We start from the raw sequence: 24,187 nt of genomic DNA, 5'->3' as shown, positions 1-24,187 counted from the left end.
GGCGGGCAGTCCCCGAAGGGGACCTCGGCGCCTGGTCTTGCGCCGAGCCGTTGCGATTAGGCCAGCATCGCCTTCGCACCCCGGCCGCCAGCGTCAAAAGAACCAACAACGCTCACAACAACACAAACACCGACATAACCCCTCAAGCCGCCCGCTTTTGCTCTTCATCCCCGGCTAGCGCATCCAACACCGCCCGCTCAAACTGCATCTGACTACGCGGCTTCTCCAGCGTCGATCCCGTGAGAATGAATACGTCTTCGACACGATCGCCAAGCGTCATGATCTTCGCCATACTGACCTCGACCTTGTGCTTGGAAAACACCCGCGTCAACGCATGCAACAACCCGGGGCGATCCGTCGCCGTCACAGACAAACGCCATGATTGGCTACGTTCATCGGGCTGCAATTCAGCCTGAGGCAGCACTGGAAAGGCCTTCGAAATGCGGGATTGACGCCGTTGCGCAGCCACCTGGTATGTGGTCGAAGCGCTCGTGCCATCCTGCAACTGGCGCAAACGCTGCGTCAGTTCGTGTTCAATCAACGTCGCCTGCGCACGCAGATCCGACGTGCCCTCCGGCGGCAGCACGATGAAACTGTCCAATGCCCAGCCGTGCCGCGTAGTGTGAATGCGGGCATCTTGAATGCTCAGCGCCTTGGCGTCAAAGTATCCGCAAATCGCAACCACCAGCTCTGCGACATCTCGCGTGTACACCATGATCTGCAGTCCTTCGCTGTGCTCGGTGGGGCGGGCACGTACGACCGGGCCATCGGGTGCGACTTGATAGTACAAATGGCGTGTGTGCCATGCGATATCAGACGCGTCGTGGCGCAGGAAATATGCCACGTCCAACTGATTCCAGAATGCTTCGCGGGCGTCGTCTCGCAGACCTGCCAAACGCGTCAAGCGTGCAGCTTCTTCTTTGCGTTCGGTCAATACGGTGTGCGTGTCGGCAGGCGATCCCCCCAGCGCCGCTAAGGTCAGGCGATAGAGGTCCTCCAGGAGCTTGCCTTTCCAGGCATTCCAGACTTTGGGGCTGGTGCCGCGGATATCGGCCACCGTCAGCAAATACAGTGCGGTCAGATGCCGTTCATCGCGTACGGTGGCGGCAAAATCGGCGATCACGGCAGGGTCGGAGAGATCGCGTTTTTGCGCCACGGCAGACATCAGCAGATGCTGGCGCACGAGAAACTCTACCAACTCTGCATCCTCGGGATCCAGGCCATGATCGTGAGCGAAACGGCGCACTTCGCGCGCGCCCAGTTCCGAGTGATCACCGCCGCGGCCTTTGGCGATGTCGTGAAACAATGCCGCGACATACAGCAGCCAATGGCGTTCGAGGTTCGCGATCAACTGGCTGGCCAAGGGGTACTCCTGGGCATGCTCGGGCATGGTGAAGCGACGAACATTGCGCACGACGGCGAGGGTGTGTTGATCGACGGTATAGACATGGAACAAGTCGTGCTGCATTTGCCCCACAATGCGCCGAAATACCGGCAGGTAGCGCGGCAAAATGTTCAGCATCGTCATGCGCCGCAGTTCGTGCACAATGCCGCGCGGCTGTTGCAGGATTTGCAGGAACAGTTTGCGGTTGACCGGGTTGCGCCGGAACTGTGCATCGATGCGGTCGCGCGAGTGCCAGATGGCGCGCAGGGTGCGCGGCGACATGCCGGTCAACTCAGTGTGCTGCTGCATCAATAGGAATGCGCGCAGCAACAGTGTCGGTTTGCGTTCGAATCCGTCGTCACGCACGATGTCCAGACGGTTGCGCACGTTGCGAAAATCTTCGTCGATGTCGCGTGCGTCGGTGTCGGGACGAGGGTAGAGGCGCTCCTCGATGCTGGGCACCAGGATCGCGTTTAACTGCGTCACCAGGCGTGCAGCCCAATAATAGCGCTGCATCAATATTTCGCTGCTGCGGCGTGTGGCCGTGGCCTGTATGCCATAGACCTCCGCCAGCCCGGGCTGCAGGTCAAACAGCAGCCGGTCCTCGCGACGGCCTGTCAGCAGATGCAATTCAATCCGCAGGCGTTTGAAAGCCTGCTCGGCGCGGCGCAAATCGCGTGCCTCGGAGGGCGTCAATAATCCCGCCTGTGCGACGGCTTTCCAGGTGCCGCCAAAGCCCGCCGCGCGAGCCATCCACAAGATCACTTGCAGGTCGCGCAGCCCGCCCGGAGATTCCTTGCAATTGGGTTCCAGTGCGTACGGGGTGTCTTGATAGCGAGCATGACGCTGCTGCATTTCCACGCGTTTAGCCTGGAAAAAGGCCGGCGCGTCCATCTGCTGTTGGATGGTGGCCTCGAACTGTTTCATGAGCGAGCGGCTGCCGGCCAGCCAACGCGATTCGAGTAGGGAGGTTTGGACAGTGATGTCGGCATCGGCTTCGCGGACGCAGTCCTCGAGGGTGCGCACGCTGTGCCCTGGCTCGAGCCCTAGATCCCAGAGTGCGGCAACCAGCGCCTGAATGGCCTCGGCATCGGTAGGCGAGGGCGCATGGTGCAACAGGATCAGCAGGTCGACGTCAGAGTGGGGATAGAGCTCGCCACGGCCATAGCCGCCGACGGCCGCCAATGTGGCGCCAGCAGGCAGAGGATGCAGCTTGAGTAAGTCGCGCAGCGCCTGATCGACAAGGCGCCGCAGATCGGTCAGGAGCGTATCGGGCCGTCGATGCTGGCGAAACTGCGCAATAGCGGCACGGCGGGCAGCCTGGAGGCGTTCGCGCAGATCGGATAGCCTGGTTGGGGTGGCGTTCATGGCAGACCTGCCCTGTAGGTGTACATAACAAAACGCAATGTCGCCAGACGCTCATTCAGCCCGGCGTCTGGCTGACATCTGATGCCAGGCTGGTCGTCAGGGCGCGCGGACGGCGCCCTATCGTGCCATGCACGCCTGCGATCAGGCAGCCGGCAATACGAGCCGGTCGGCGATGAAGTCGGGCGGCTGGCGCACGCCGGCCGACAGCGTCAGGACTTCGTAGCCGGTGTCCGTGACCAGAATGGTATGTTCCCATTGTGCCGACAGACTGTGATCGCGGGTAACGACCGTCCAGCCATCGGACAATTGGCGAATCTCGCGCCGTCCGGCGTTGATCATGGGTTCGATCGTGAAAATCATCCCGGTCACCAACGGCACGCCCGTACCGGGCTTGCCATAGTGCAGGACCTGGGGATCTTCGTGAAAGCGGCGGCCGACACCGTGTCCGCAGTATTCGCGCACCACGGAATAGCCGTTGGATTCAGCATGTTTTTGAATGGCGTGGCCAATATCGCCCAGCGTGGCGCCATTGCGCACCTGCTGGATGCCTTTCCACATGCACTCAAAGGTCACTTCGGCCAGGCGGCGAGACTGGATGCTGGGCTCGCCGACGTGATACATGCGGCTGGTATCGCCGAACCAGCCATCTTTGATGATGGTGACGTCGATATTGAGCGAATCGCCATTTTTCAGGACTTTGTCGCCGGGGATGCCGTGGCAGATCTGGTGGTTGACCGACGTACAGATCGCGCCGGGAAAGGGCGGATATCCCGGAGGCGCGTAGCCCACCGTCGCCGATTTCACCTTGAGCTCGTCAGTCAGGTATTCCAGGCACAGGCGGTCCAGCTCACCCGTGGTGACACCTGGTTTGACGTGAGGGGTAATGAAATCGAGGATTTTGGCGGCGTCCTGGCAGGCGGCGCGCATTTTGTCCAGATCGGCGGGGTTGGTAACGAGTCCCATGTATGGCGAAGTGTCTTTGGCTTGAGTAAGTGGATAGAAAGATAGTAGAATTATAGGCTTGCCTGAAAACCGGGGGCAATGTTTGGGTTAACCGACCGCTGATCGCGGCGCTTCTATGCGTAGAAGCCTTTTGATCGCGAGGGTTCCTTCTAGGCATTGCCGGTGGCCCGGGTCTACTGTGAATGCATTGTAGGCCCTATGCTGCTACGGTCGTCTGGGTTTGTTCTCCATAGCGGGTGTTTTTCTGTGGTGATCGGCCGGCCGGGTTCAGGGCTAGACCATTTTGGTGGCCAGGTGGCCATCGAAAAATCGCGCGTTATGCCACCCAGGGTGCTAGCCGTGCCATGCACGAGCCGGTACAGGCGTAACGCAAGAACCAACCCTCGGAGAACATTATGTCCCTCATGCGCGAAATGCTGGAAGCCGGTGTCCACTTTGGTCACCAGACCCGTTACTGGAACCCCAAGATGGCCCCGTACATCTTCGGTCACCGTAACAAGATTCACATCATCAACCTCGAACAGACCGTGGTGAAGTACCAGGAAGCCACCAAGTTCGTGAAACAACTGGCTGCCCGTGGCGGCAACATCTTGTTCGTCGGCACCAAGCGCGCCGCTCGCGAACTGGTCGCTACCGAAGCCGCCCGTTGCGGCATGCCCTTCGTTGACGCTCGCTGGTTGGGCGGCATGCTGACCAACTTCAAGACGGTCAAGACCTCGGTCAAGCGCCTGAAGGACATGGAAACCGTCGTCGCCGAAGGCGGCGCCGAGCGCATGATCAAGAAAGAAGGCCTGCTGTTCCAACGCGAACTGGACAAGCTGAACAAGTCCATCGGCGGCATCAAGGACATGAACGGTCTGCCCGACGCACTGTTCGTGATCGACGTTGGCTACCACAAGATCGCCATCGCCGAAGCCCGCACGCTGGGTATCCCCGTGGTGGCCGTGGTTGATACCAACCACTCGCCCGACGGCGTGGACTACATCATCCCCGGCAACGATGACTCGGCCAAGGCCATCGCGCTGTACGCCAAGGGTATCGCTGACGCCGTCCTCGAGGGCCGCGAGCAAAACCTGAACGGTATCGTCGAAGAAGCCGGCGAAGGTTCGGAAGAGTTCGTCGAAGTGCAGGACAACCAGGCCTAATGCCTGATCCGGTGGTGGTTTGTGACAGCCGGGTCTGTTACAACCGCCATCGGATGTCTCGAGACGGGCTCCCGTCTCATGCCCGCTGAAAGCGGGCGTCTTGTCGAATCAAACCATATGCCCCGGTTGCGCCGGGGCATGTCTTAGCGAAATTGGAGCAATCATGGCTGAAATTACCGCCGCCCTCGTCAAGGAACTGCGTGAGAAAACCGACGCGCCCATGATGGAGTGCAAAAAGGCCCTGACCGAAGCCGAAGGCGATCTGGCTCGTGCCGAAGAAATCCTGCGCGTCAAGCTGGGCAACAAGGCCAGCAAGGCTGCCGCCCGCGTGACGGCCGAAGGCCTGATCGGCCTGTTCATCTCGGCTGACGCCAAGCAAGGCGCTGTCATCGAAGTCAACTGCGAAACCGACTTCGTTGCCAAGAACGACGACTTCGTCGCTTTTGTGAACAAGCTGGCCGAGCTGGTCACCACCCAGAATCCCGCCGATGTGGCCGCCTTGTCGGCGCTGCCCCTGGGCGAAGGTACCGTTGACACCACCCGTACCGCCCTGGTCGGCAAGATCGGCGAAAACATTTCCGTGCGCCGCTTCCAGCGCATCGAAACGCCCAACGCGCTGGCTAGCTACGTGCACGGTGGCCGGATCGGCGTGCTGGTCGAATACACGGGTACCGAAGAAATCGGTAAAGACCTGGCCATGCACATCGCTGCGACCAAGCCCAAGGCGCTGAACGCCGACGGCGTTGCTGCTGCTGACATCGCCGCCGAGCGTTCGGTTGCCGAACAAAAGGCCGCCGAGTCCGGCAAGCCTGCCGAAATCGTCGCCAAGATGGTCGAAGGGTCGGTGCAGAAGTTCCTGAAAGAAGTTACGCTGCTGTCGCAGCCCTTCGTCAAGAACGACAAGCAATCGGTTGAACAGATGCTCAAGGAAAAGAGCGCCTCGATCAGCCAATTCGTGCTGTTTGTCGTAGGCGAGGGCATCGAGAAAAAGACCAGCGACTTCGCCGCTGAAGTCGCCGCCGCCGCCGCTGGCCGCGCCTAAGTAGTCGTAGTACCCGGGGCCGGCTAGATAAACATCTAGTCCGGCCCTATTTCTTGTCTTACACTTTCGTCGGATTGTTCCCTGGGACATCACCTATGAGCAGCAGATCATACAAACGGGTTCTTCTCAAACTTTCCGGCGAGGCGCTGATGGGCGATGATGCTTTTGGCATCAATCGCAGCACCATCGTGCGCATGACCGATGAAATTGCAGAAGTCTCGGCGCTAGGCGTCGAACTGGCCATCGTTATTGGCGGTGGCAATATTTTCCGTGGCGTCGCACCCGGCGCCCAGGGCATGGATCGCGCCACGGCCGACTACATGGGCATGATGGCGACCATCATGAACGCGCTTGCCCTCCAGGACGCGCTGAAAAACAAAGGCGTCGACGCCCGCGTGCAGTCGGCCCTGAATATCGATCAGGTCGTCGAACCCTACATCCGCCCCAAGGCCCTGCGCTACCTCGAAGAGGGCAAAGTCGTGATTTTTGCGGCGGGTACGGGCAATCCGTTCTTCACGACCGATACGGCTGCCGCGTTGCGCGGCGCTGAAATCGGCGCTGAAATCGTGCTGAAGGCTACCAAGGTCGACGGCATCTACAGCGCTGACCCCAACAAAGACCCCACGGCGACGCGTTACACCCGCATCAGCTTCGACGAGGCCATTGTGCGCCGCCTCGAAGTCATGGATGCGACGGCGTTCGCGCTTTGCCGCGACCAGAAGCTGCCCCTGAAAGTGTTTTCGATCAATAAGTCCGGCGCACTCAAGCGTGTCGTCAGCGGCGAAGACGAAGGCACGTTGGTACACGTTTAAGCAAAGGATATTTTCATGAGCGTCGCAGAAGTCCGCAAATCGGCCGAATCCCGCATGGCCAAGTCGCTGGAAACGCTGAAAGTCAACTTGTCCAAGATCCGTACGGGCCGTGCCCACACGGGTATCCTGGACCACGTTCAGGTTGAATATTACGGTTCGCCGGTGCCCGTCAGCCAGGTGGCCAACGTGAATCTGGTCGACGCGCGTACCATCAGCGTGCAGCCTTACGAAAAGCCCATGGCTGCGGTGATCGAAAAGGCCATCCGTGAATCCGATCTGGGCCTGAACCCCATCTCGATGGGCGACACCATCCGTGTTCCGATGCCGGCATTGACCGAGGAACGCCGCCGTGATCTGACCAAAGTGGTCAAGAGCGAGGGCGAGGACGCCAAGATCGCCGTGCGTAACTTGCGCCGCGAGGCGAACGAGTCGCTCAAGAAGCTCGTCAAGGACAAGGAAATCTCTGAGGACGACGAGCGCCGCGCCCAAGACGACGTGCAAAAGCTGACCGATCGAAGCGTGACCGAGATCGACAAAATGGTCACCACCAAAGAAGCGGAGATCATGACCGTATAATCGGGTCAAGATATTGTTCGCACGCGCGCCGCTTGCGCCGTACCGCTGCTGCATGGCCGGCACGGTGCTGGTGTAGCGGCGTGATTTTTTTGATTTTCAGCTCAGACAAGGCCCCGGAGGCCTGACTCGTTTCCTACATGGCAATCAGTTCCACCCAGGCGATTCCCGCCACGCAGGCAGTTCCGCAGCACGTCGCCATCATCATGGATGGCAACGGCCGCTGGGCGACGCGCCGGCATTTACCGCGTACCGCCGGGCACGCCAAGGGCGTGCAAGCCGTACGGCGCGTGGTCGAGGCGTGTGGGCGACGCGGGGTGCGTTATCTGACATTGTTTGCCTTCAGCTCTGAAAACTGGAGACGTCCTGTCGAAGAGGTCTCCCTGTTGATGCGTCTGTTTGTGCAGGCATTGGAGCGCGAAGTCGACAAGCTCAATGATCAGGGAGTGCGTCTGCACGTGGTCGGAGATCTGTCGCATTTCGAGCCGCGGTTGCAGTCGTTGATCGCCGATGCGCAGGCTCGCACGGCGCATAATGATCGTCTGCATCTGACCGTGGCCGCCAATTACGGCGGGCGCTGGGACGTACTGCAGGCAACGCGCGCCATGCTTGCCCAACACCCTGAATTGGCCAATGATCCGCAGCGCATCGACGAAGCGCATCTGAGCAGCCACTTGTCCATGTCGTGGGCGCCAGAGCCCGATTTGTTCATCCGCACTGGCGGTGAGCAACGCATTTCCAATTTTCTGATTTGGCAACTGGCGTATACCGAGCTGTACTTCACTGATCATTACTGGCCGGATTTCGGGGCGGACGAACTCGAGGCGGCTTTCGAGTGGTACCGCACCCGCGAACGCCGTTTTGGCCGTACCAGCGAACAGTTGCGCAATGATGCGGCGCGCTGAGATCACCGGAGATTTCTATGCTCGTTCAACGCGTTATCACCGCCGTCGTGTTGCTGGCCGTGCTGGCCCTGACGCTGTCTGTGGCAAACCCCTGGTGGTTCATGGTGTTGCTGGCGATAGGGGCGGCCTGCGCATGCTGGGAATGGCTGCGGCTGACCATCGCGTCAGCCTCGTCTAGCGTATTGAGCGTTGGGATAGCGGTGGGGTTGCTGGCCGTGATGCTATACGCAAGCTGGGCTTGGCTATACGGCACGCCTGATAGTGGCGCGCTGCAGGCGGCGGTCGTTCGGGGCCTGGTGCCTGTTGTGGCACTGATATGGCTGGTGGGTGCGACGGCTGCTGTGGTGCGCGGGCGATCCGATGCGCCGCCTGCCAGTGTGCCGTGGTCGATATTCAGCGTGCCGGCCGTTTTCGCAGCATGGTCGGTGTTGGCATTGACCTTCATGACGCGCGGCGCCTGGTTTGTCGTGTCCTTGCTGGCGCTCGTCTGGGTCGCCGACATTGCTGCCTATTTTGCCGGCCGGGCGTTCGGCAAGCGTAAACTGGCTCCTAAGGTCAGTCCCGGAAAAACGATTGCCGGCGCGGTGGCCGGCGTCACGGGCGCCGTCATCTGGGTCTGGATCTCGAGTTTTTGGGATGGCAGCTTCGGCCAGGCGCTGATCGAGCGTTTGTCTTTGCCGCTGGCTTTGCTTGCCGCTGTGTTATTGGGCGCAATCTCCATTGTGGGCGATCTGTTTGAGTCCTTGCTCAAGCGCCGTGCCGGTCGTAAGGATTCCAGTGGCCTGTTGCCAGGTCACGGCGGTGTCTACGACCGCATCGATGCGATCCTGCCGGTGGCGCCGTTTGCGTTATTGCTGTCTGGAGTGTTGTCTTGAGCCGTTTTCAACGCGTTGCCGTTCTCGGCGCTACGGGATCTATCGGCGAAAGCACGTTGGATGTGATTGCCCGTCACCCTGACCGGTTGGCGGTTTATGCCTTGTCTGCGCACAGCCGTATGGAACGTCTGGCCCAGCAGGCCTTGGCGAGCCGGGCGGCTGTGGTCGTCGTGCCGGACGACGCGGCACGCCGCCGCTTTTTGGCCGCGTGGCCGGCCGGACAATCCGCTCCGGACATCCGGGTAGGGGCCCAGGCCCTGGCGGATACCGCCGCAGACGCCGAATGCGATACCGTGATGGCTGCCATCGTCGGAGCGGCAGGCCTGCCGTCGGCGTTGGCTGCGGCCCGGGCAGGTAAACGGATCTTATTGGCCAATAAAGAGGCCCTGGTGGCGGCAGGCGGCCTGTTCATGCAGGCAGTCCGCGAGAACGGCGCCGAACTGCTGCCGATCGATAGCGAACACAACGCTATTTTTCAATGTATGCCCCAAGGGCAACACGCCGGTGCGCCTACCGAGCCGGCGCGCGGCGTACGGCGCTTGCTGTTGACGGCGTCGGGCGGGCCGTTCCGGCGCCAGGACCCCGAGGATCTGCACGACGTCACGCCCGATCAGGCCTGCGCGCATCCCAACTGGAGCATGGGGCGCAAGATCTCGGTCGATTCGGCCACCATGCTGAACAAAGGGCTCGAGGTCATTGAGGCTCATTGGCTGTTTGCCATGCCTGCGGATCGTATCGAGGTCCTGATACACCCGCAAAGCGTCGTGCATTCGATGGTGGAGTATGACGACGGTTCCGTCCTCGCGCAGTTGGGACAGCCTGATATGCGTACGCCCATTGCCTATGGCCTGGGCTTTCCAGATCGGCTCGCGAGCGGCGTCAGTCCGCTGGATCTGGCCCGATGCGGGCGTCTGGAATTCGAAACGCCCGATCTGGAGCGTTTCCCGTGCCTAAAGCTGGCATTTGACGCTTTGCGCAGCGGGCAGGGGGCCTGTATCGCGCTGAACGCCGCCAACGAAGTCGCTGTCGAGGCGTTTCTGGCCGGGCGCTTGCGTTATACCTGGATCCCCAGGGTGATTGCGGCGGCTCTGGAATGGCAGCAACGGCGGTCTTCTGTTACGCTCAATAATCTTGCCGACGTGCTGGCGCTCGATGCTGAAACACGAGCCTACACGGGTAATCTCGGCTTGGCCTGATTTCTTCGCCCTAACGACACATGCTTTTTACCCTGCTTGCTTTCATCGTCGCCCTGGGCATCCTGATCACGTTTCACGAGCTGGGTCATTACTGGGTGGCGAGGCTGTGCGGGGTGCGCGTGTTGCGGTTTTCCATAGGCTTTGGCCGGGTGCTGCTGCGCCGGCGGGACAAGCATGGCACCGAATGGGCGCTGTCGGCGATTCCGTTGGGTGGGTACGTCAAGATGCAAGACGACCCGCCAGCAGGAGCGACTCGCGCAGAGGCCGCGCAGTCTTTTAATACTCAGCCGGTGGGCCGGCGTATCGCGATCGTTGCGGCAGGGCCGGTATTCAATCTGATTTTGGCCGTGGCGCTGTATGCCGGGTTGAATCTCGCGGGTACCGAAGAACCTGCACCCATCATCGCGCCCCCTGCGGCAGAAACACCGGCCGGACGGGCAGGGTTTCACGGCGGTGATCAGATCGTGGCCATCGACGGCAGCCCGGTTGTGTCCTGGAATGATGCGCGTTGGCACTTGATCGATGTGCTGTCCACGGGCGGACAGGCACAAGTACAGGTCCGTACCTCCGATGGGGCGACGCAGCACCGCGTATTGCAGGTGACTGCCAGTGGGATGGACCCGCAGCAGGGTGATCCATTGGCTGATGCCGGGCTGCGGCTGGCTCAGCCCAAGCCCATCGTGCGTGGCGTGGTCACAGGCAGCGAAGGCGAGCGCGCCGGCTTGATCGATGGTGATCGCATTATCCGTGCGGGCGATTTGATCGATCCCGATACCGCACAGCTGGTGCAGCTCATTCAGCGGCATGCAGGCGCACCGTTGGCGCTGACCATGGTTCGCGATGGGAGCGAGCGATCGGTGACCGTGGTGCCGCGGGCGGAAACGGTAGATGGCCAAACCATCGGGCGTATCGGTGTACAGCTTGGGGGAGACCTCCCCATGGTGACGGTACGTTACGGTATGTTTGCAAGCATTGGTCACGCGGCTGTGCGCACATGGGATACGGCTTGGCTGTCCTTGCGCATGATGGGCCGCATGGTGATCGGCGAAGTTTCCTGGCGCAATATCAGCGGTCCCGTCACGATTGCGGACTACGCCGGACAGACCGCCCGTATTGGGTTTGCCGCCTATATTGCCTACTTGGCACTTATCAGTATCAGCCTGGGCGTGTTGAACTTGTTGCCGATCCCTATGCTGGATGGCGGCCATCTGCTGTACTATCTCGTCGAAATTGTACGAGGCAGTCCTCCGCCCGACCGATGGATAGACATTGGGCAACGCGCCGGTATCGGCGTATTGGCGGGGCTGATGGGGCTTGCCTTGTTTAATGATTTCGCCCGCCTGTTCACGTGACAGACAATAGAATAAAATCTTTCGCCATTTGCTCGACCTAGGATAGCCAAGCACATGTTTTCTCGGATGTTTCATCACAAAAAGGGCTTGATGCCGGGCCTGCTTGCCGCGCTTCTCATGCCGGCGCTAGCCCATGCGTTCGAACCTTTTGTCGTGCGGGATATCCGCGTAGAGGGCATTCAACGTACGGACGCGGGCACCGTGTTCGGGTATATGCCCGTCAAAGTCGGCCAGCAATTCACCGAGGCCGAGGCGACCGAAGCCATTCGGCGCCTGTATGGCACGGGCTTTTTCAGTGACGTCAAAATCGAGACGGACAACGATGTGGTCGTTGTGGTCGTACAGGAGCGTCCGACGATCGCTTCGGTGACCTTCAACGGCATGCGCGAGTTCGACTCCAAAGCCATTACCAAGTCGCTCATGCAGGTGGGCTTTGGCGAGGGCCGGGTATTTGACCAGTCGATGCTGGAACGTGCCGAGTTCGAGCTCAAGGAACAATATCTGAGCAAGGGCAAATACGGCGTCGAGGTCACTGCGACCGTGACACCGCTGCCGCGTAATCGCGTGGGCGTGAGCTTTGACGTGTTCGAAGGTGAGGTCGCCAAGATCCGCCAGATCAGCGTGGTGGGCAACAAGGCCTTTTCCGAGGGTGACCTGCTGGATCTGTTCCAGTTGTCGACGCCCGGCTGGCTGACCTGGTACACCAATTCGGACAAGTATTCCCGCGAGAAACTCGAAGGCGATATCGAGACACTGCGTTCGTTCTACCTCGATCAGGGCTACCTGGAGTTCTCGGTCGAGCCGCCGCAGGTCACGATTTCCCCCGACCGCAAAGACATCTACATCACGGTCACCATTCACGAGGGCGAGCCTTACAAGGTGCGCAACGTGAAGCTGGCCGGCAACCTCCTGGGCCTGGATTCGGAGATCAAGAGCCGGGTGCAGGTCAAAGAAGGCGAGACCTTCTCGGCGGCCCAGGCAAATGATTCGTCCAAGGCGATCACGGATTATCTGGGCGAATTGGGTTACGCGTTTGCCAACGTCAATCCGAACCCCACGCTGGATCGTGCCAAACACGAGGCCGATGTAACGTTCTACGTCGATCCCAGCCGCCGCGTTTACGTGCGCCGGATCCAGATCGGCGGTAACACCCGCACTCGTGACGAGGTCGTGCGCCGTGAAATGCGCCAAGAAGAGGCCGCCTGGTACGACTCGGGCGACTTGAAGATCTCGCGCGATCGTATCGACCGTCTGGGTTATTTCAACGAGGTCAACGTCTCGACCGATCCGGTCCCGGGTTCGCCCGACCAGGTTGACGTCAACGTGGACGTCAAAGAAAAGCCCACCGGGATGATCAACCTCGGTGTAGGTTACGGTTCGTCTGAAAAAGCCATTCTGTCGGCAGGGATCAGCGAAGACAACGTGTTCGGCAGCGGTACCAACCTGACGCTGCAATTCAACACCAGCAAGAGCAACCGCGCCGTCGTGCTGTCGCACACGGATCCGTATTTCACGAAAGACGGTATCAGCCGTACGACGTCGGCTTATTACCGTGTGACTGAGCCGTACGAGACGGGCTCTGGCGACGGGGATTACCGGGTGAAGGCGCTCGGTCTGGGGATGAACTTCGGCGTGCCGATTTCGGAATATGACCGGATCTTCCTGGGCGGCACGTTCGAGCATAACCAGATCGATCTGTACGACAACTCGCCGCAGGCCTATCGCGACTTCGTTGACCAGTATGGCGATAGCACGAATGCGCTGATTTTCAACGCTGGCTGGTCAAAGGACACGCGTGACAGTGCGCTGGCCCCGACCAAGGGTTCGTACACCCGCCTGAAGGCTGACGTATCCACGCTGGATCTCCAGTACTACATGCTGACGGCTCAGCAGCAGTACTATGTTCCGCTGGGCCGTAGTTACACGCTGGCCTTTAACGGTATGGTGGATTACGGCTTCAGCTACGGCAGCAAGGACTTCCCGGTCATCAAGAACGTCTACGCGGGCGGCATCGGCACGGTACGTGGTTATGACGGTTCGTCGCTGGGCCCACGTGACTCGCTCACAGGCGATTACCTGGGTGGTGCGCGTCGTATCGTCGGTAATGCGCAGTTGTATCTGCCTTTCCCGGGCGCTTCCAAAGATCGTACGCTGCGTTGGTTCCTGTTTGCTGATGCGGGCCAAGTCTCGGCGGGCAGCGGGATGCGATGCACGGGCGGTGAGCCGGGCAGCGAGGTGGATGATCCTTGCGGCTGGCGTTTCTCGGCAGGTATCGGCCTGTCGTGGCAGTCGCCGCTGGGACCGCTGCAGTTGTCTTACGCCCGTCCGCTCAACTCCAAGTCGGGTGACGATTTGCAATCGTTCCAGTTCCAGATTGGTACTGGTTTCTAAACAGTGCCGTGACCGGATAGGTTACGCATAATCACACTAGCAAGACGCCGCAACGCGGTATTTGCTGGATTAGTGGCACAATAGCAGCTTTGCTTTACCTCATTGGAAGGTGAGATTTTCATGATGTCTGATTTCGCACTCAAAACCTCGAGCCCGTCGCGCATCCAGCGCGTCGGCAAACTGCGCGGTACGCTGGCCCTGGCGGGTGCGCTGTTCCTCGGCTCTGCCGTGACGCTGCCTGCGCATGCACAAGGCACCAAGATCGGCTTCGTGAATACCGAGCGTATCCTGCGCGAATCCGGCCCGGCCAAGACTGCGCAAAGCAAGATCGAGTCGGAATTCAAAAAGCGCGACGACGAACTGCAGCGTCTGAGCGGCAATCTGCGCAGCCAAGCTGAAAAATTCGACAAGGATTCCCCAGTCCTGTCCGAGTCGGACCGTGTCAACCGCCAACGTGACCTGTCGCGCCTGGATACCGATCTGCAACGCAAGCGCCGCGAGTTCCAAGAGGACTTCAACCGCCGCCGCAACGAGGAATTCTCCTCGATCGTGACCAAGGCCAACCAGGCCATCAAGAGAATTGCCGAACAAGAAAACTACGACCTGATCGTGCAAGACGCTGTGACGGTCAACCCGCGTATCGACATCACCGACAAGGTGATTCAGGCGCTCGGCAAATAAATCGCCGAGGTCGCATGCCGATCCTGTTGGATACCGCCCGCGCGCCAGCCCTGGATGCGCTGCTGGCTTCGGTGAATACCCAAGGGCTGGACCTGCGTATCGAGACGGGCGCAGCGGGGGATGTCAAACGTATCGTCCTCGGTGATACGGAACAAGGTGACGCCGCCGCATTGCGCGCGGCATTGCCCCGTATCCGCGGTATCGGTACGCTGGCATCAGCTGGACCGGAAGAAATCAGCTTTCTGAGCAATCCGCGCTACCAGGGCCAGTTGGCTGGCACACAGGCCGCCGCAGTCATTGTGACGCCGGATGTGGCGCAAGCCATGTCGGCTGGTGCAGACGGTCTGTCGTGTATCCGGGTCGTATGTGCGCATCCTTATTTGCTTTACGCCCGTCTGGCGCAGTGGTTCGACGCTGCGCGTCACCCGAAACAGCCGGCCAGCGTGCATCCGCTGGCCGTTGTGGCGCCTGATGCCGTCATCGAGGATGACGTGCGTATTGGTCCGCATTGTGTGGTCGAGTCGGGCGCTCGTATCGGACGCGGATCTACACTGGGGCCTGGGTGCGTGATCGGACAGAACTCCAGTGTGGGGCCCGATTGCGTGCTTTATGCCCGTGTTACGTTGTACGCCAATGTACGCATCGGTGCACGAGCCATCGTGCATAGCGGCGCGGTCCTCGGCGCTGACGGTTTCGGCTTTGCACCGGATCCGACGCTGGGGCAGGGTGCCTGGGGGAAAATCGCTCAGTTGGGCGGTGTGCGCATCGGGGACGACGTCGAGATCGGCGCCAATACCACGATCGATCGCGGCGCCCTTGAGGACACCGATATCGGTGACGGCGTCAAGCTCGATAACCAGATCATGGTGGCGCACAATGTGCGTATCGGCGCCCATACTGCGGTGGCTGCCTGCGTGGGCATTGCCGGCTCGACGGTCATAGGCGCGCGCTGTACGATCGCTGGCGCGGCCATGCTGTCCGGGCATCTGACCTTGGCCGATGACGTCCATATTTCGGGGGGGACGGCGGTGACCTCCAGCATTTCCCAGCCAGGCCGTTACACTGGCGTGTATCCTTACGCTGAACACGGCCAGTGGCAACGTAACGCCGCCGTGATACAACAACTGTCGCAGCTGCGCCGCCGGCTGCGGGCACTCGAAAAAGCCTGACCTGTCACCGCAGCCTGCGGTGACGGCGTCATCATTCAATACGGTAGGAATCTTTACGAAATGGAACTCGACATCAAGGCGATCATGGAGCGCTTGCCGCATCGCTATCCGATGCTGCTCATTGACCGCGTGCTGGAAATCGTGCCGGGCAAATCCATCGTTGCCATTAAAAACGTGTCGATCAATGAGCCTTTCTTCGAAGGCCATTTCCCGCATCACCCTGTGATGCCCGGTGTGTTGATCACCGAAGCCATGGCTCAAGCGGCCGCGCTGTTTTCTTTCACCGATGACGACGGCGGCCTGAAATGCGACAGCGCCAAGACCGCCTATTACCTGGTAGGGATCGACGAGGCGCGTTTCCGCCGCCCCGTCGTGCCGGGCGACCAATTGCGTCTGGAAGTACAGGCCGAGCGGCTCAGCCGCGCCATCTGTAAATACCAAGGGCGTGCATTGGTGGACGGCCAGGTGGTGGCCGAAGCCAAGCTCATGTGCGCCATCCGTAGCCTGGAAGCGTAAATGTCAGGAAATATCCATCCCACCGCCTTGGTCGACCCAAGCGCTCAGATCGACAGCAGCGTGCGGATCGGGCCGTATAGTGTCGTTGGCCCGGATGTCACTATCGGTGCAGGGACGGAGATCGGTCCTCACTGCGTGATCGACGGCGTGACGACGATAGGCCGAGATAACCGGTTTTACCGGTTTTGTTCGATCGGCGGCATGCCTCAGGACAAAAAGTACGCGGCTGAGCCCACGCGTCTGGTCATTGGTGACCGTAATACGGTCCGGGAATTCACCACGTTCAATACGGGCACGGTCCAGGACGGTGGCGTGACCACCATGGGTGACGACAACTGGATCATGGCCTACGTGCACGTTGCGCACGATTGCCATCTGGGTAACAACACCATTCTGGCCAACTCAGTACAACTGGGGGGACACGTCCACGTTGGCGACTGGGCCATTGTGGGCGGGCTGACCGGGGTGCACCAGTTCAGCAAGATCGGGGCGCACAGCATGACGGGTGGCAATAGCTCTCTGATGCAGGATATGCCGCCGTTTGTGTTGGGCGCTGGCAATCCTTGCCGCCCGGTTGGTGTCAATGTCGAGGGCTTGCGCCGTCGCGGTTTCAGCGCGTCAGTGATTTCCAGTGTGCGCGAGGCGTACAAGATCGTTTTCCGCCGTGGTTTGTCCTTGGACGAGGCACGCGCAGAGCTGCGCGCGCGCCAGCAGTCGCATCCTGATGCGACCGAGGCGTTGCAGACCTTGCTGGATTTCTTTGATGCCTCGAACCGGGGCATCATCCGGCCATGACCACTACTATCGGCATGGTGGCAGGTGAGCCCTCGGGCGACCTGCTGGCCAGCCGTGTCATAACCGGCCTGCATCAGGCCGAGTCCGATTTGCATTGCCAAGGCATCGGCGGGCCCGCGATGGACGCCGCCGGCTTTGAGGCTTGGCATCCCATGCATGCGTTGACCGTATTCGGCTACGTGGATGCCCTCAAGCGTCTGCCGGGATTGTTGCGCACCTACGGTGACGTCAAGCGCCGCTGGCTGGCCGAACCTCCCTCAGTGTTCGTCGGGGTAGATGCGCCGGATTTCAATCTGAAGCTCGAATTGCAGTTGCGCCAGGCGGGTACGCCCACAGTGCATTTTGTCGGCCCGTCGATCTGGGCATGGCGTTACGAGCGCATTCACAAGATCCGCGAGGCGGTGTCGCACATGCTGGTGCTGTTTCCTTTCGAGGAAGACCTGTACCGCAAAGAAGGCATCCCGGTGACCTATGTCGGGCATCCGTTGGCAGATGCCATTCCGATGCAACCCGACCGCCAGGCGGCACGGCGCCGCCTGAACCTGGATGACAATGCGCGCGTCTTGGCTATCTTGCCAGGCAGCCGCTCGTCGGAGATCCGCATCCTCGCGCCGCGTTTTCTGCAGGCGGCGCAACAACTGCGCCAGCGGGATCCCGGTTTGGTATGCATTGTGCCGATGGTCAATGCCGAGCGACGCCGAGAGTTCGACGCCATTCTGGCGCAGTATCCCGTCCCGGGGCTGCGTTGCGTGACGGCCGCTGATCTGACAACGGCGGGCAGCGCGCCAGTGGCGTGGACTGCGCTGGAGGCCAGCGACGCGGTCTTGGTGGCCAGTGGCACGGCTACCCTGGAGGCGGCCTTGTTCAAACGCCCCATGGTCATTTCCTATTATCTGTCCCCATGGATGCGCCGCATCATGGCCTGGAAATCCGGCCAGCAGCGGCCGTATTTGCCGTGGGTTGGGCTGCCCAACGTGTTGCTGCGCGATTTCGCCGTGCCGGAGCTATTGCAGGACGATGCAACGCCAGATAAGCTGGCCGAGGCGACCTGGGCTGCCCTGACCGACGAGGCCCATGCCGCACGCATACATACGCGTTTTACCGCCATGCATCACGATCTGACGCGCGATACGGCGAGCTTGGCGGCACGCGCAATTCTCGATGTGGCTCATGGATCAACATAGCCTTTTTGCTTGCACCACGCCTGATTTCTCGGGCGTGACGATGGCCGGCGTCGACGAGGCCGGCCGGGGACCGCTCGCGGGGGCTGTTTACGCAGCGGCCGTGATCCTGGACCCCGCGAAGCCCATCGACGGCTTGGCCGATTCCAAGGTGCTCACGGCAATCCGCCGCGAGGCGCTGGCCATAGAGATCCGGGAATACGCATTGAGTTGGTGCATTGCCAGCGCCAGTGTCGATGAAATCGACAGTTTGAACATTTTGCGGGCGACACTGTTGGCCATGCAACGAGCCGTCGAAGGGTTGGCCCATGCGCCACAGGTGGCGATGGTCGACGGCAATCAGGCGCCAAAGCTCCGCTGCACGGTGCAAACCGTGATCAAGGGCGACGCACTGGTGCCGGCCATCTCGGCCGCCTCTATCCTGGCAAAAACAGCTCGTGACGCCGATTTGTTGCGCTTGCATGCACAGTATCCGCAGTACGGCTTTGATCAGCACAAGGGCTACGGCACTGCGCTGCATTTGACGCGTCTGCGCGAGCATGGCCCCTGCGCGGAACACCGGCGCAGCTTTGCGCCTGTGCGCGAGTTGCTGATGCCAGCGCCATAAAATTCTGTTTACGTCCGGCGATGTCCGGCTTGTGCGGTGCAGGCTGAATGGATTCAATCCGATTTAATAGTGTTTCTCGCACGGGTATCGTGCACCGCGTATTCCAACCTCTGTCCCTGCCATGAAACACATCGCGTCCCGCGACAACCCTCAATTCAAGCAATTGCAGCGTCTGGCCCAGCATGCCGGGCGTCGTGGCGAGGGCGCGATCCTGGAGGGGGTGCATTTGTGTCAGGCCTGGTTGGCGTCGTCGGCGAAACCGGTCTTGGCTGTATTCGACGCAGACCGGCTGGACCGTCCAGAGCTGGCAGCGTTGTTGGTTGCCGTGCAGGCCGTCTTACCCGAGCGGCAGATTTTGGCGCTGACGCCTCAGCTATTGAAACATCTGGAGACCGTTGAAACCGGCCAGGGCGTGCTGTTCATCGTCGATCCGCCAGCGCCAGCGCTGCCTGCGCGCTTGGGCGAATCCATGGTATGGCTCGACCGGGTGCAGGACCCAGGTAACGTCGGTACGATCTTGCGGATATGCGCAGCTGCGGGCGTCTCCCGCGTGTTGCTGTCGCCGGGCTGCGCGGCAGCCTGGTCGCCCAAAGTGCTGCGTGGCGGCCAAGGCGCGCATTTTGCGCTGTCCATACACGAGCAGGCAGATCTGATCGCCTGTGTGGACCGCCTGGATGTTCCACTTGCCGTCACGACGCTGGAAAATGCCCAGGATCTCTATGCAACCGCGTTGCCAAAGGCCTGCGCCTGGGTATTCGGCCACGAGGGGCAGGGGGTTTCGTCCGATTTGCAGTCTGCCGCCACGCTGCGGGTGCGCATCGACCACGCCCCCTCGGTGGAGTCTTTGAATGTCGGGGTGGCGACGGCGCTGTGCCTGTTTGAGCAGCGCCGCCAGGGGATGGCCTAATTCGATCTATCCAGGCCCACCTCTTGCAATACCGTCGTGGCGATTTCCTCGATGGACTTGGTCGTCGTGGACAGCCAGGAAATCCCCTCGCGGCGCATCATGCGTTCAGCCTCGGCCACCTCGTAGCGGCATTGCTCCAGCGTCGCGTACTGGCTGTTGGGACGGCGCTCGTTGCGGACTTCGGACAGGCGTTCGGGCTGAATCGACAGGCCAAACAGCTTGGATCGATGCGGCGCGACCGTTGAGGGCAGCGTGCCTCGCTCGAAATCGTCGGGCGTCAGCGGGAAATTGGCCGCTTTGATAGCGTACTGCATGGCCAGATACAAGCTGGTCGGCGTCTTGCCACAGCGGGACACGCCCACCAGAATGACATCTGCCTGATCCAGTTGGTTGATGAATTGCCCGTCGTCATGTGCCAGGCTGAAATTGATGGCGTCAATTCGATTCCGGTACTGCTCAGAGTTGGCCGCCATGTGCGAGCGGCCAACGGAATGATTGGATTTCATCCCCAAGGCCTGCTCGATATGCCCGACAAACGTGCCAAAAAGGTCCAGGAAAATCCCATTCGCGCGGCGGACGCATTCCATGCTGTGGGGGTCGACCAAGGTGCTGAAAACGATGGGCGGCAGGCCGGTTTCGTTGGCATTGCGGTCGATGCGCTCGGCGACTTCCTGGGCTTTTTCCAGGGTGTCGATAAAGGGCAGGCGGATCGGCTTGAAGCGTACTTGCTCAAATTGGGACAACACGGAGTGACTAAATGTCTCTGCGGTGATGCCGGTGCTGTCCGAGACGATATAGACAGTACGTTCGATAGGGGACGAAGCCATATGTAAAATATTCCAACCAAAGGGGAGGGCTGGAGCGCCCGACCGGGTACAATTCGACCCCAATCAGTCACCCCAAGAGCGGTCTCAGGCTGGTTTGGTCAGTGCATCGTGGTGTTTTGACCAAACTCGCTTTCTCTATTGTAAAAGGTGACTTAAATGTCGTACGTCGTTTCTTTCGAGCAGCTCCGCATGACGGATGTGGACTCGGTAGGAGGTAAGAACGCATCACTAGGTGAAATGATCAGTCAGTTGTCGGGCGCGGGTGTTCGCGTACCGGGCGGTTTTGCTACGACTGCTGAAGCCTTCCGTGATTTCCTCAAAGCCTCCGGTCTGGATGCGCGCATTGCTACGCGACTCAGCACGCTGAACCCCGAAGACGTTCGCGAGCTGGCGACAGCTGGCGCCGAGATCCGTCAATGGATCGTTGATGCCCCGTTCTCGTCCGAGTTCGAGCAGCAGATCCGCACGTCCTTTGCCGCGCTGGATGCAGACGGCAAGGGCTCGTTCGCCGTGCGTTCGTCCGCCACTGCCGAGGATTTGCCTGACGCCTCGTTCGCGGGCCAGCAGGAGACCTTCCTGAACGTCGTTGGTATTGACGACGTGCTGGACAAGATTCGCCACGTGTTCGCGTCGCTGTACAACGATCGCGCGATTTCCTATCGCGTGCACAAAGGCTATGCCCACGCCGAAGTCGCGTTGTCTGCAGGCGTGCAGCGCATGGTGCGCTCCGACAAGGGCAGCGCCGGCGTGATGTTCACCATCGACACCGAATCGGGCTTCCAAGACGTGGTGTTCATCACGTCGTCCTACGGCCTGGGTGAAACCGTGGTGCAAGGCGCCGTGAACCCCGACGAGTTCTACGTGTTCAAGCCCACGCTGGAACAGGGCCACTATCCCATCGTCAGCCGCCGCATCGGCTCCAAGCTGATCAAGATGGAATTCGATCCCGAGCGCCCCGAAGGCCGTGCCGTGCGCACGGTGGACGTGCCGGTATCCGAGCGCAACCGCTATTCGTTGACCGATGACGAAGTCTCCGAATTGGCACGCTACGCGGTCATCATCGAAAAACACTACAAGCGCCCGATGGATATCGAGTGGGGCCGTGATGGTGTCGATGGCAAGATCTACATCCTGCAAGCTCGCCCCGAAACGGTGAAATCGCAGCAAACTGGCAACGACGTCCAGCAGCGCTACCGCCTGAAGGCCACCGGCCAGGTCCTGATCACCGGCCGCGCCATTGGCCAGAAAATCGGTTCGGGCCCCGTGCGCGTCGTGGCCGATATTTCCGAAATGGATCGTGTGCAGCCCGGCGATGTGCTGGTGACCGACATGACCGACCCCAACTGGGAACCGGTCATGAAGCGCGCCTCGGCTATCGTGACCAACCGTGGCGGCCGTACCTGCCACGCGGCCATCATCGCGCGTGAACTGGGTATCCCGGCCGTGGTGGGCTGCGGTGAAGCGACCGACGTCCTGAAAGAAGGCCAGGCCGTGACCGTGTCGTGCGCCGAGGGTGACGAGGGCCGTATTTACGACGGCCTGATCGAAACCGAGGTCGAAGAAGTCCGCCGCGGTGAAATGCCGCCGATCGACGTCAAGATCATGATGAACGTCGGTAACCCTCAGCTGGCTTTCGATTTCGCGCAAATCCCGAACTCTGGCGTGGGTCTGGCTCGCCTGGAATTCATCATCAACAACAACATCGGCATTCACCCCAAGGCTGTGTTGGATTACCCGAATGTCGATGGCGAGCTGAAAAAAGCCGTCGAGTCGGCTGCCCGTGGCTATGCCAGCCCGCGCGCCTTCTTTGTCGAAAAGCTCGCAGAAGGTATTGCCACCATTGCCGCCGCGTTCTGGCCCAAGTCGGTCATCGTGCGTATGTCGGACTTCAAGTCCAACGAATACCGCAAACTGGTGGGCGGCTCGCGTTACGAGCCCGAGGAAGAAAACCCCATGCTGGGCTTCCGCGGCGCGTCGCGCTACATTGCTGCGGATTTCGCCGAGTGCTTCCGCATGGAATGCGAGGCGCTGAAGAAAGTGCGTGACGAAATGGGCCTGACCAACGTCGAGATCATGGTCCCGTTCGTGCGTACGGTCAGCCAGGCCAAACGCGTGGTGGACCTGCTGGGCGCCCGTGGCTTGGCGCGTGGCGAAAACGGCCTGAAGCTCATCATGATGTGCGAAGTCCCGTCCAATGCGTTGTTGGCCGACCAGTTCCTGGAACATTTCGACGGTTTCTCGATCGGTTCGAACGACATGACGCAGTTGACGCTGGGTCTGGATCGCGACTCCGGTATGGAGCTGTTGGCTGCCGATTTCGACGAGCGCGATGATGCGGTGAAGTTCATGCTGAGCCGTGCGATCAAGGCTTGCCTGGCTGCCAACAAGTACGTCGGTATCTGCGGTCAGGGCCCCAGCGACCATCCGGATTTCGCTCAGTGGCTCAAGGACGAAGGCATTCTGTCCATGTCGCTGAACCCGGACACGGTGGTTGATACGTGGCAGCGTCTGGCTCGCTGATCTGAGCGATTGGCCGCGCCTGCGCGCGGTGAACAAGCCCTGCATCCTTCACCGGATGCAGGGCTTGTTTCATGTGGGAACTTCGTCATCGTGAGTGTTACACACAACTCAATTGCCACTGTTGCAATCATAAATTTCACGAGAGGTAGTCACCATGCCCAATCCTGTTTCCAACCTGAACTCCGCACAGATCTTGCAGGTCGCCAAGGCGACATCGCGGGAAGAAGCTACAAAAATGAGTTTGTTGGACAGAATCATCGATTGGTTCAAAAGCGGTGTTCAACGCGCCGAATTAGAACAGATGTACGACAAGCTCATTGAGGTTAAGGGTGGGGCTGCGTCGTCACACGAATCCAATTTTCATACGGAGAATATTCGGCTGAACGCTTTTGCCGAGCTTCGACAGTTGGCGTTGCCCGAACATCGTGATCAATTTAAATATGATTTTTTCAGCGGCGATTCGCCGGAGACATTCGGATGCGCGATTCGGATTGGCGGTGAGGAAATTTATAGAAATAATGACATCAGCGGGCCGTCGAGTTCACACGAACGATTCGAGCTCACGCTGGGCAAGTGCGGTATGGATCTTGAGGACGCGTTTCGCAACGAGGATACCGACTCAATACGCGACGTGCTGAAGGCCGTCTCGGGCGAGGTGCGACGCACGGCGTCGGGGATGGACAATGCAGATATCGACAGCACGCCACAGCCGTCGCCTGAAGCGCTGTCCTTGCTGATGCGCCCCCTATCAACGGGGGCTCAAGCCATGCTGCTGTCAAAGCTGACCGAGGACCTGGGTCTTGGCCTGATGGTGGAGGCGCGCGATAACGACAGGCAGCTGCTGCAGGCGCTGACGGAAACGCTCACCGTAACCATGGAGCGCCTCGCCGAAGAAAATGCAGCGAAGCAAGACAGCACGCGTGTGATATTCGATCTGGGAAAGATCCAGGGCTAGAGTTGGTGCGCCTGCGCTCACTA

At 60.3% G+C, this 24,187-nt stretch carries 21 protein-coding genes; 18 read left to right on the top strand and 3 right to left on the bottom strand.

Annotation, left to right across the window (positions count from 1 at the left end):
* Positions 1-142: 142 nt before the first annotated feature.
* Positions 143-2,752: a [protein-PII] uridylyltransferase gene (locus tag ACNA0J_RS05175; protein ID WP_415817070.1), complete on the bottom strand. Its 2,610-nt coding sequence runs from the start codon at positions 2,750-2,752 to the stop codon at positions 143-145.
* A gap of 141 nt (positions 2,753-2,893) precedes the next feature.
* Positions 2,894-3,715, bottom strand: a complete 822-nt coding sequence (gene map, locus ACNA0J_RS05170; RefSeq protein ID WP_415817068.1) for a type I methionyl aminopeptidase — start codon at positions 3,713-3,715, stop codon at positions 2,894-2,896.
* Positions 3,716-4,110: 395 nt separating this feature from the next.
* Here map and rpsB point away from each other — a divergent pair, with 395 nt between their 5' ends.
* From rpsB to ACNA0J_RS05090, 16 genes are all read left to right on the top strand, one after another.
* Positions 4,111-4,860: a 30S ribosomal protein S2 gene (rpsB, locus tag ACNA0J_RS05165; protein WP_415817066.1), complete on the top strand. Its 750-nt coding sequence runs from the start codon at positions 4,111-4,113 to the stop codon at positions 4,858-4,860.
* A gap of 163 nt (positions 4,861-5,023) precedes the next feature.
* A complete protein-coding gene (gene tsf, locus ACNA0J_RS05160; protein WP_415817064.1) occupies positions 5,024-5,902 on the top strand; it encodes a translation elongation factor Ts in 879 nt (292 codons plus the stop codon).
* 95 nt (positions 5,903-5,997) lie between these two features.
* Positions 5,998-6,714 (top strand): UMP kinase, encoded by a 717-nt coding sequence (gene pyrH / locus ACNA0J_RS05155; protein WP_094821240.1) that lies wholly within the window; start codon positions 5,998-6,000, stop codon positions 6,712-6,714.
* A gap of 15 nt (positions 6,715-6,729) precedes the next feature.
* A complete protein-coding gene (frr, locus tag ACNA0J_RS05150) occupies positions 6,730-7,290 on the top strand; it encodes a ribosome recycling factor (protein ID WP_415817062.1) in 561 nt (186 codons plus the stop codon).
* 137 nt (positions 7,291-7,427) lie between these two features.
* Positions 7,428-8,192 (top strand): polyprenyl diphosphate synthase, encoded by a 765-nt coding sequence (uppS, locus tag ACNA0J_RS05145; RefSeq protein WP_415817060.1) that lies wholly within the window; start codon positions 7,428-7,430, stop codon positions 8,190-8,192.
* A gap of 17 nt (positions 8,193-8,209) precedes the next feature.
* Positions 8,210-9,067 (top strand): phosphatidate cytidylyltransferase, encoded by an 858-nt coding sequence (locus tag ACNA0J_RS05140; RefSeq protein ID WP_415817058.1) that lies wholly within the window; start codon positions 8,210-8,212, stop codon positions 9,065-9,067.
* Positions 9,064-10,263, top strand: coding sequence for a 1-deoxy-D-xylulose-5-phosphate reductoisomerase (locus ACNA0J_RS05135; RefSeq protein ID WP_415817056.1), 1,200 nt, complete (start codon positions 9,064-9,066; stop codon positions 10,261-10,263). The genes ACNA0J_RS05140 and ACNA0J_RS05135 overlap by 4 nt, the downstream gene beginning before the upstream one ends.
* Positions 10,264-10,283: 20 nt before the next feature.
* Entirely contained in the window at positions 10,284-11,615 is a 1,332-nt protein-coding gene (gene rseP, locus ACNA0J_RS05130) for an RIP metalloprotease RseP (protein WP_415817055.1), read from the top strand.
* 54 nt (positions 11,616-11,669) lie between these two features.
* On the top strand, positions 11,670-14,006 hold the full coding sequence (gene bamA / locus ACNA0J_RS05125) for an outer membrane protein assembly factor BamA (protein WP_415817053.1): 2,337 nt from the start codon (positions 11,670-11,672) through the stop codon (positions 14,004-14,006).
* Between the two features lie 120 nt (positions 14,007-14,126).
* A complete protein-coding gene (locus ACNA0J_RS05120) occupies positions 14,127-14,687 on the top strand; it encodes an OmpH/Skp family outer membrane protein (protein ID WP_415817051.1) in 561 nt (186 codons plus the stop codon).
* 14 nt (positions 14,688-14,701) lie between these two features.
* A complete protein-coding gene (gene lpxD, locus ACNA0J_RS05115) occupies positions 14,702-15,856 on the top strand; it encodes a UDP-3-O-(3-hydroxymyristoyl)glucosamine N-acyltransferase (protein ID WP_415817049.1) in 1,155 nt (384 codons plus the stop codon).
* Between the two features lie 60 nt (positions 15,857-15,916).
* Entirely contained in the window at positions 15,917-16,372 is a 456-nt protein-coding gene (gene fabZ, locus ACNA0J_RS05110) for a 3-hydroxyacyl-ACP dehydratase FabZ (protein ID WP_094821232.1), read from the top strand.
* Positions 16,373-17,167 carry an acyl-ACP--UDP-N-acetylglucosamine O-acyltransferase gene (lpxA, locus tag ACNA0J_RS05105; protein ID WP_415817047.1) on the top strand — a complete coding sequence of 265 codons (795 nt, stop codon included), beginning with the start codon at positions 16,373-16,375 and terminating at the stop codon, positions 17,165-17,167.
* Positions 17,164-18,351 (top strand): lipid-A-disaccharide synthase, encoded by a 1,188-nt coding sequence (gene lpxB / locus ACNA0J_RS05100; RefSeq protein WP_415817045.1) that lies wholly within the window; start codon positions 17,164-17,166, stop codon positions 18,349-18,351. The genes lpxA and lpxB overlap by 4 nt, the downstream gene beginning before the upstream one ends.
* Positions 18,338-18,955 carry a ribonuclease HII gene (rnhB, locus tag ACNA0J_RS05095; RefSeq protein ID WP_415817043.1) on the top strand — a complete coding sequence of 206 codons (618 nt, stop codon included), beginning with the start codon at positions 18,338-18,340 and terminating at the stop codon, positions 18,953-18,955. Before lpxB ends, rnhB begins: the two co-directional genes overlap by 14 nt.
* Positions 18,956-19,076: 121 nt before the next feature.
* Entirely contained in the window at positions 19,077-19,862 is a 786-nt protein-coding gene (locus tag ACNA0J_RS05090) for a TrmH family RNA methyltransferase (RefSeq protein WP_415817041.1), read from the top strand.
* On the opposite strand, the gene ppsR is transcribed toward ACNA0J_RS05090, so the two are convergent.
* On the bottom strand, positions 19,859-20,689 hold the full coding sequence (ppsR, locus tag ACNA0J_RS05085; RefSeq protein WP_415817039.1) for a posphoenolpyruvate synthetase regulatory kinase/phosphorylase PpsR: 831 nt from the start codon (positions 20,687-20,689) through the stop codon (positions 19,859-19,861). The two genes, ACNA0J_RS05090 and ppsR, sit on opposite strands and share 4 nt — an antisense overlap.
* Positions 20,690-20,845: 156 nt before the next feature.
* Here ppsR and ppsA point away from each other — a divergent pair, with 156 nt between their 5' ends.
* Positions 20,846-23,209 (top strand): phosphoenolpyruvate synthase, encoded by a 2,364-nt coding sequence (ppsA, locus tag ACNA0J_RS05080; RefSeq protein ID WP_415817037.1) that lies wholly within the window; start codon positions 20,846-20,848, stop codon positions 23,207-23,209.
* 193 nt (positions 23,210-23,402) lie between these two features.
* Complete coding sequence (locus ACNA0J_RS05075) at positions 23,403-24,164, top strand: hypothetical protein (protein ID WP_415817035.1); 762 nt, start codon at positions 23,403-23,405, stop codon at positions 24,162-24,164.
* Positions 24,165-24,187: the final 23 nt, after the last annotated feature.

It is taken from the genome of Bordetella tumbae (genome assembly GCF_965139195.1).
Taxonomy (GTDB): Bacteria; Pseudomonadota; Gammaproteobacteria; order Burkholderiales; family Burkholderiaceae_B; genus Bordetella_A; species Bordetella_A tumbae.
Note: the sequence above shows the minus strand (reverse complement) of the source record. Positions and strands in the feature narration are given on the sequence as shown.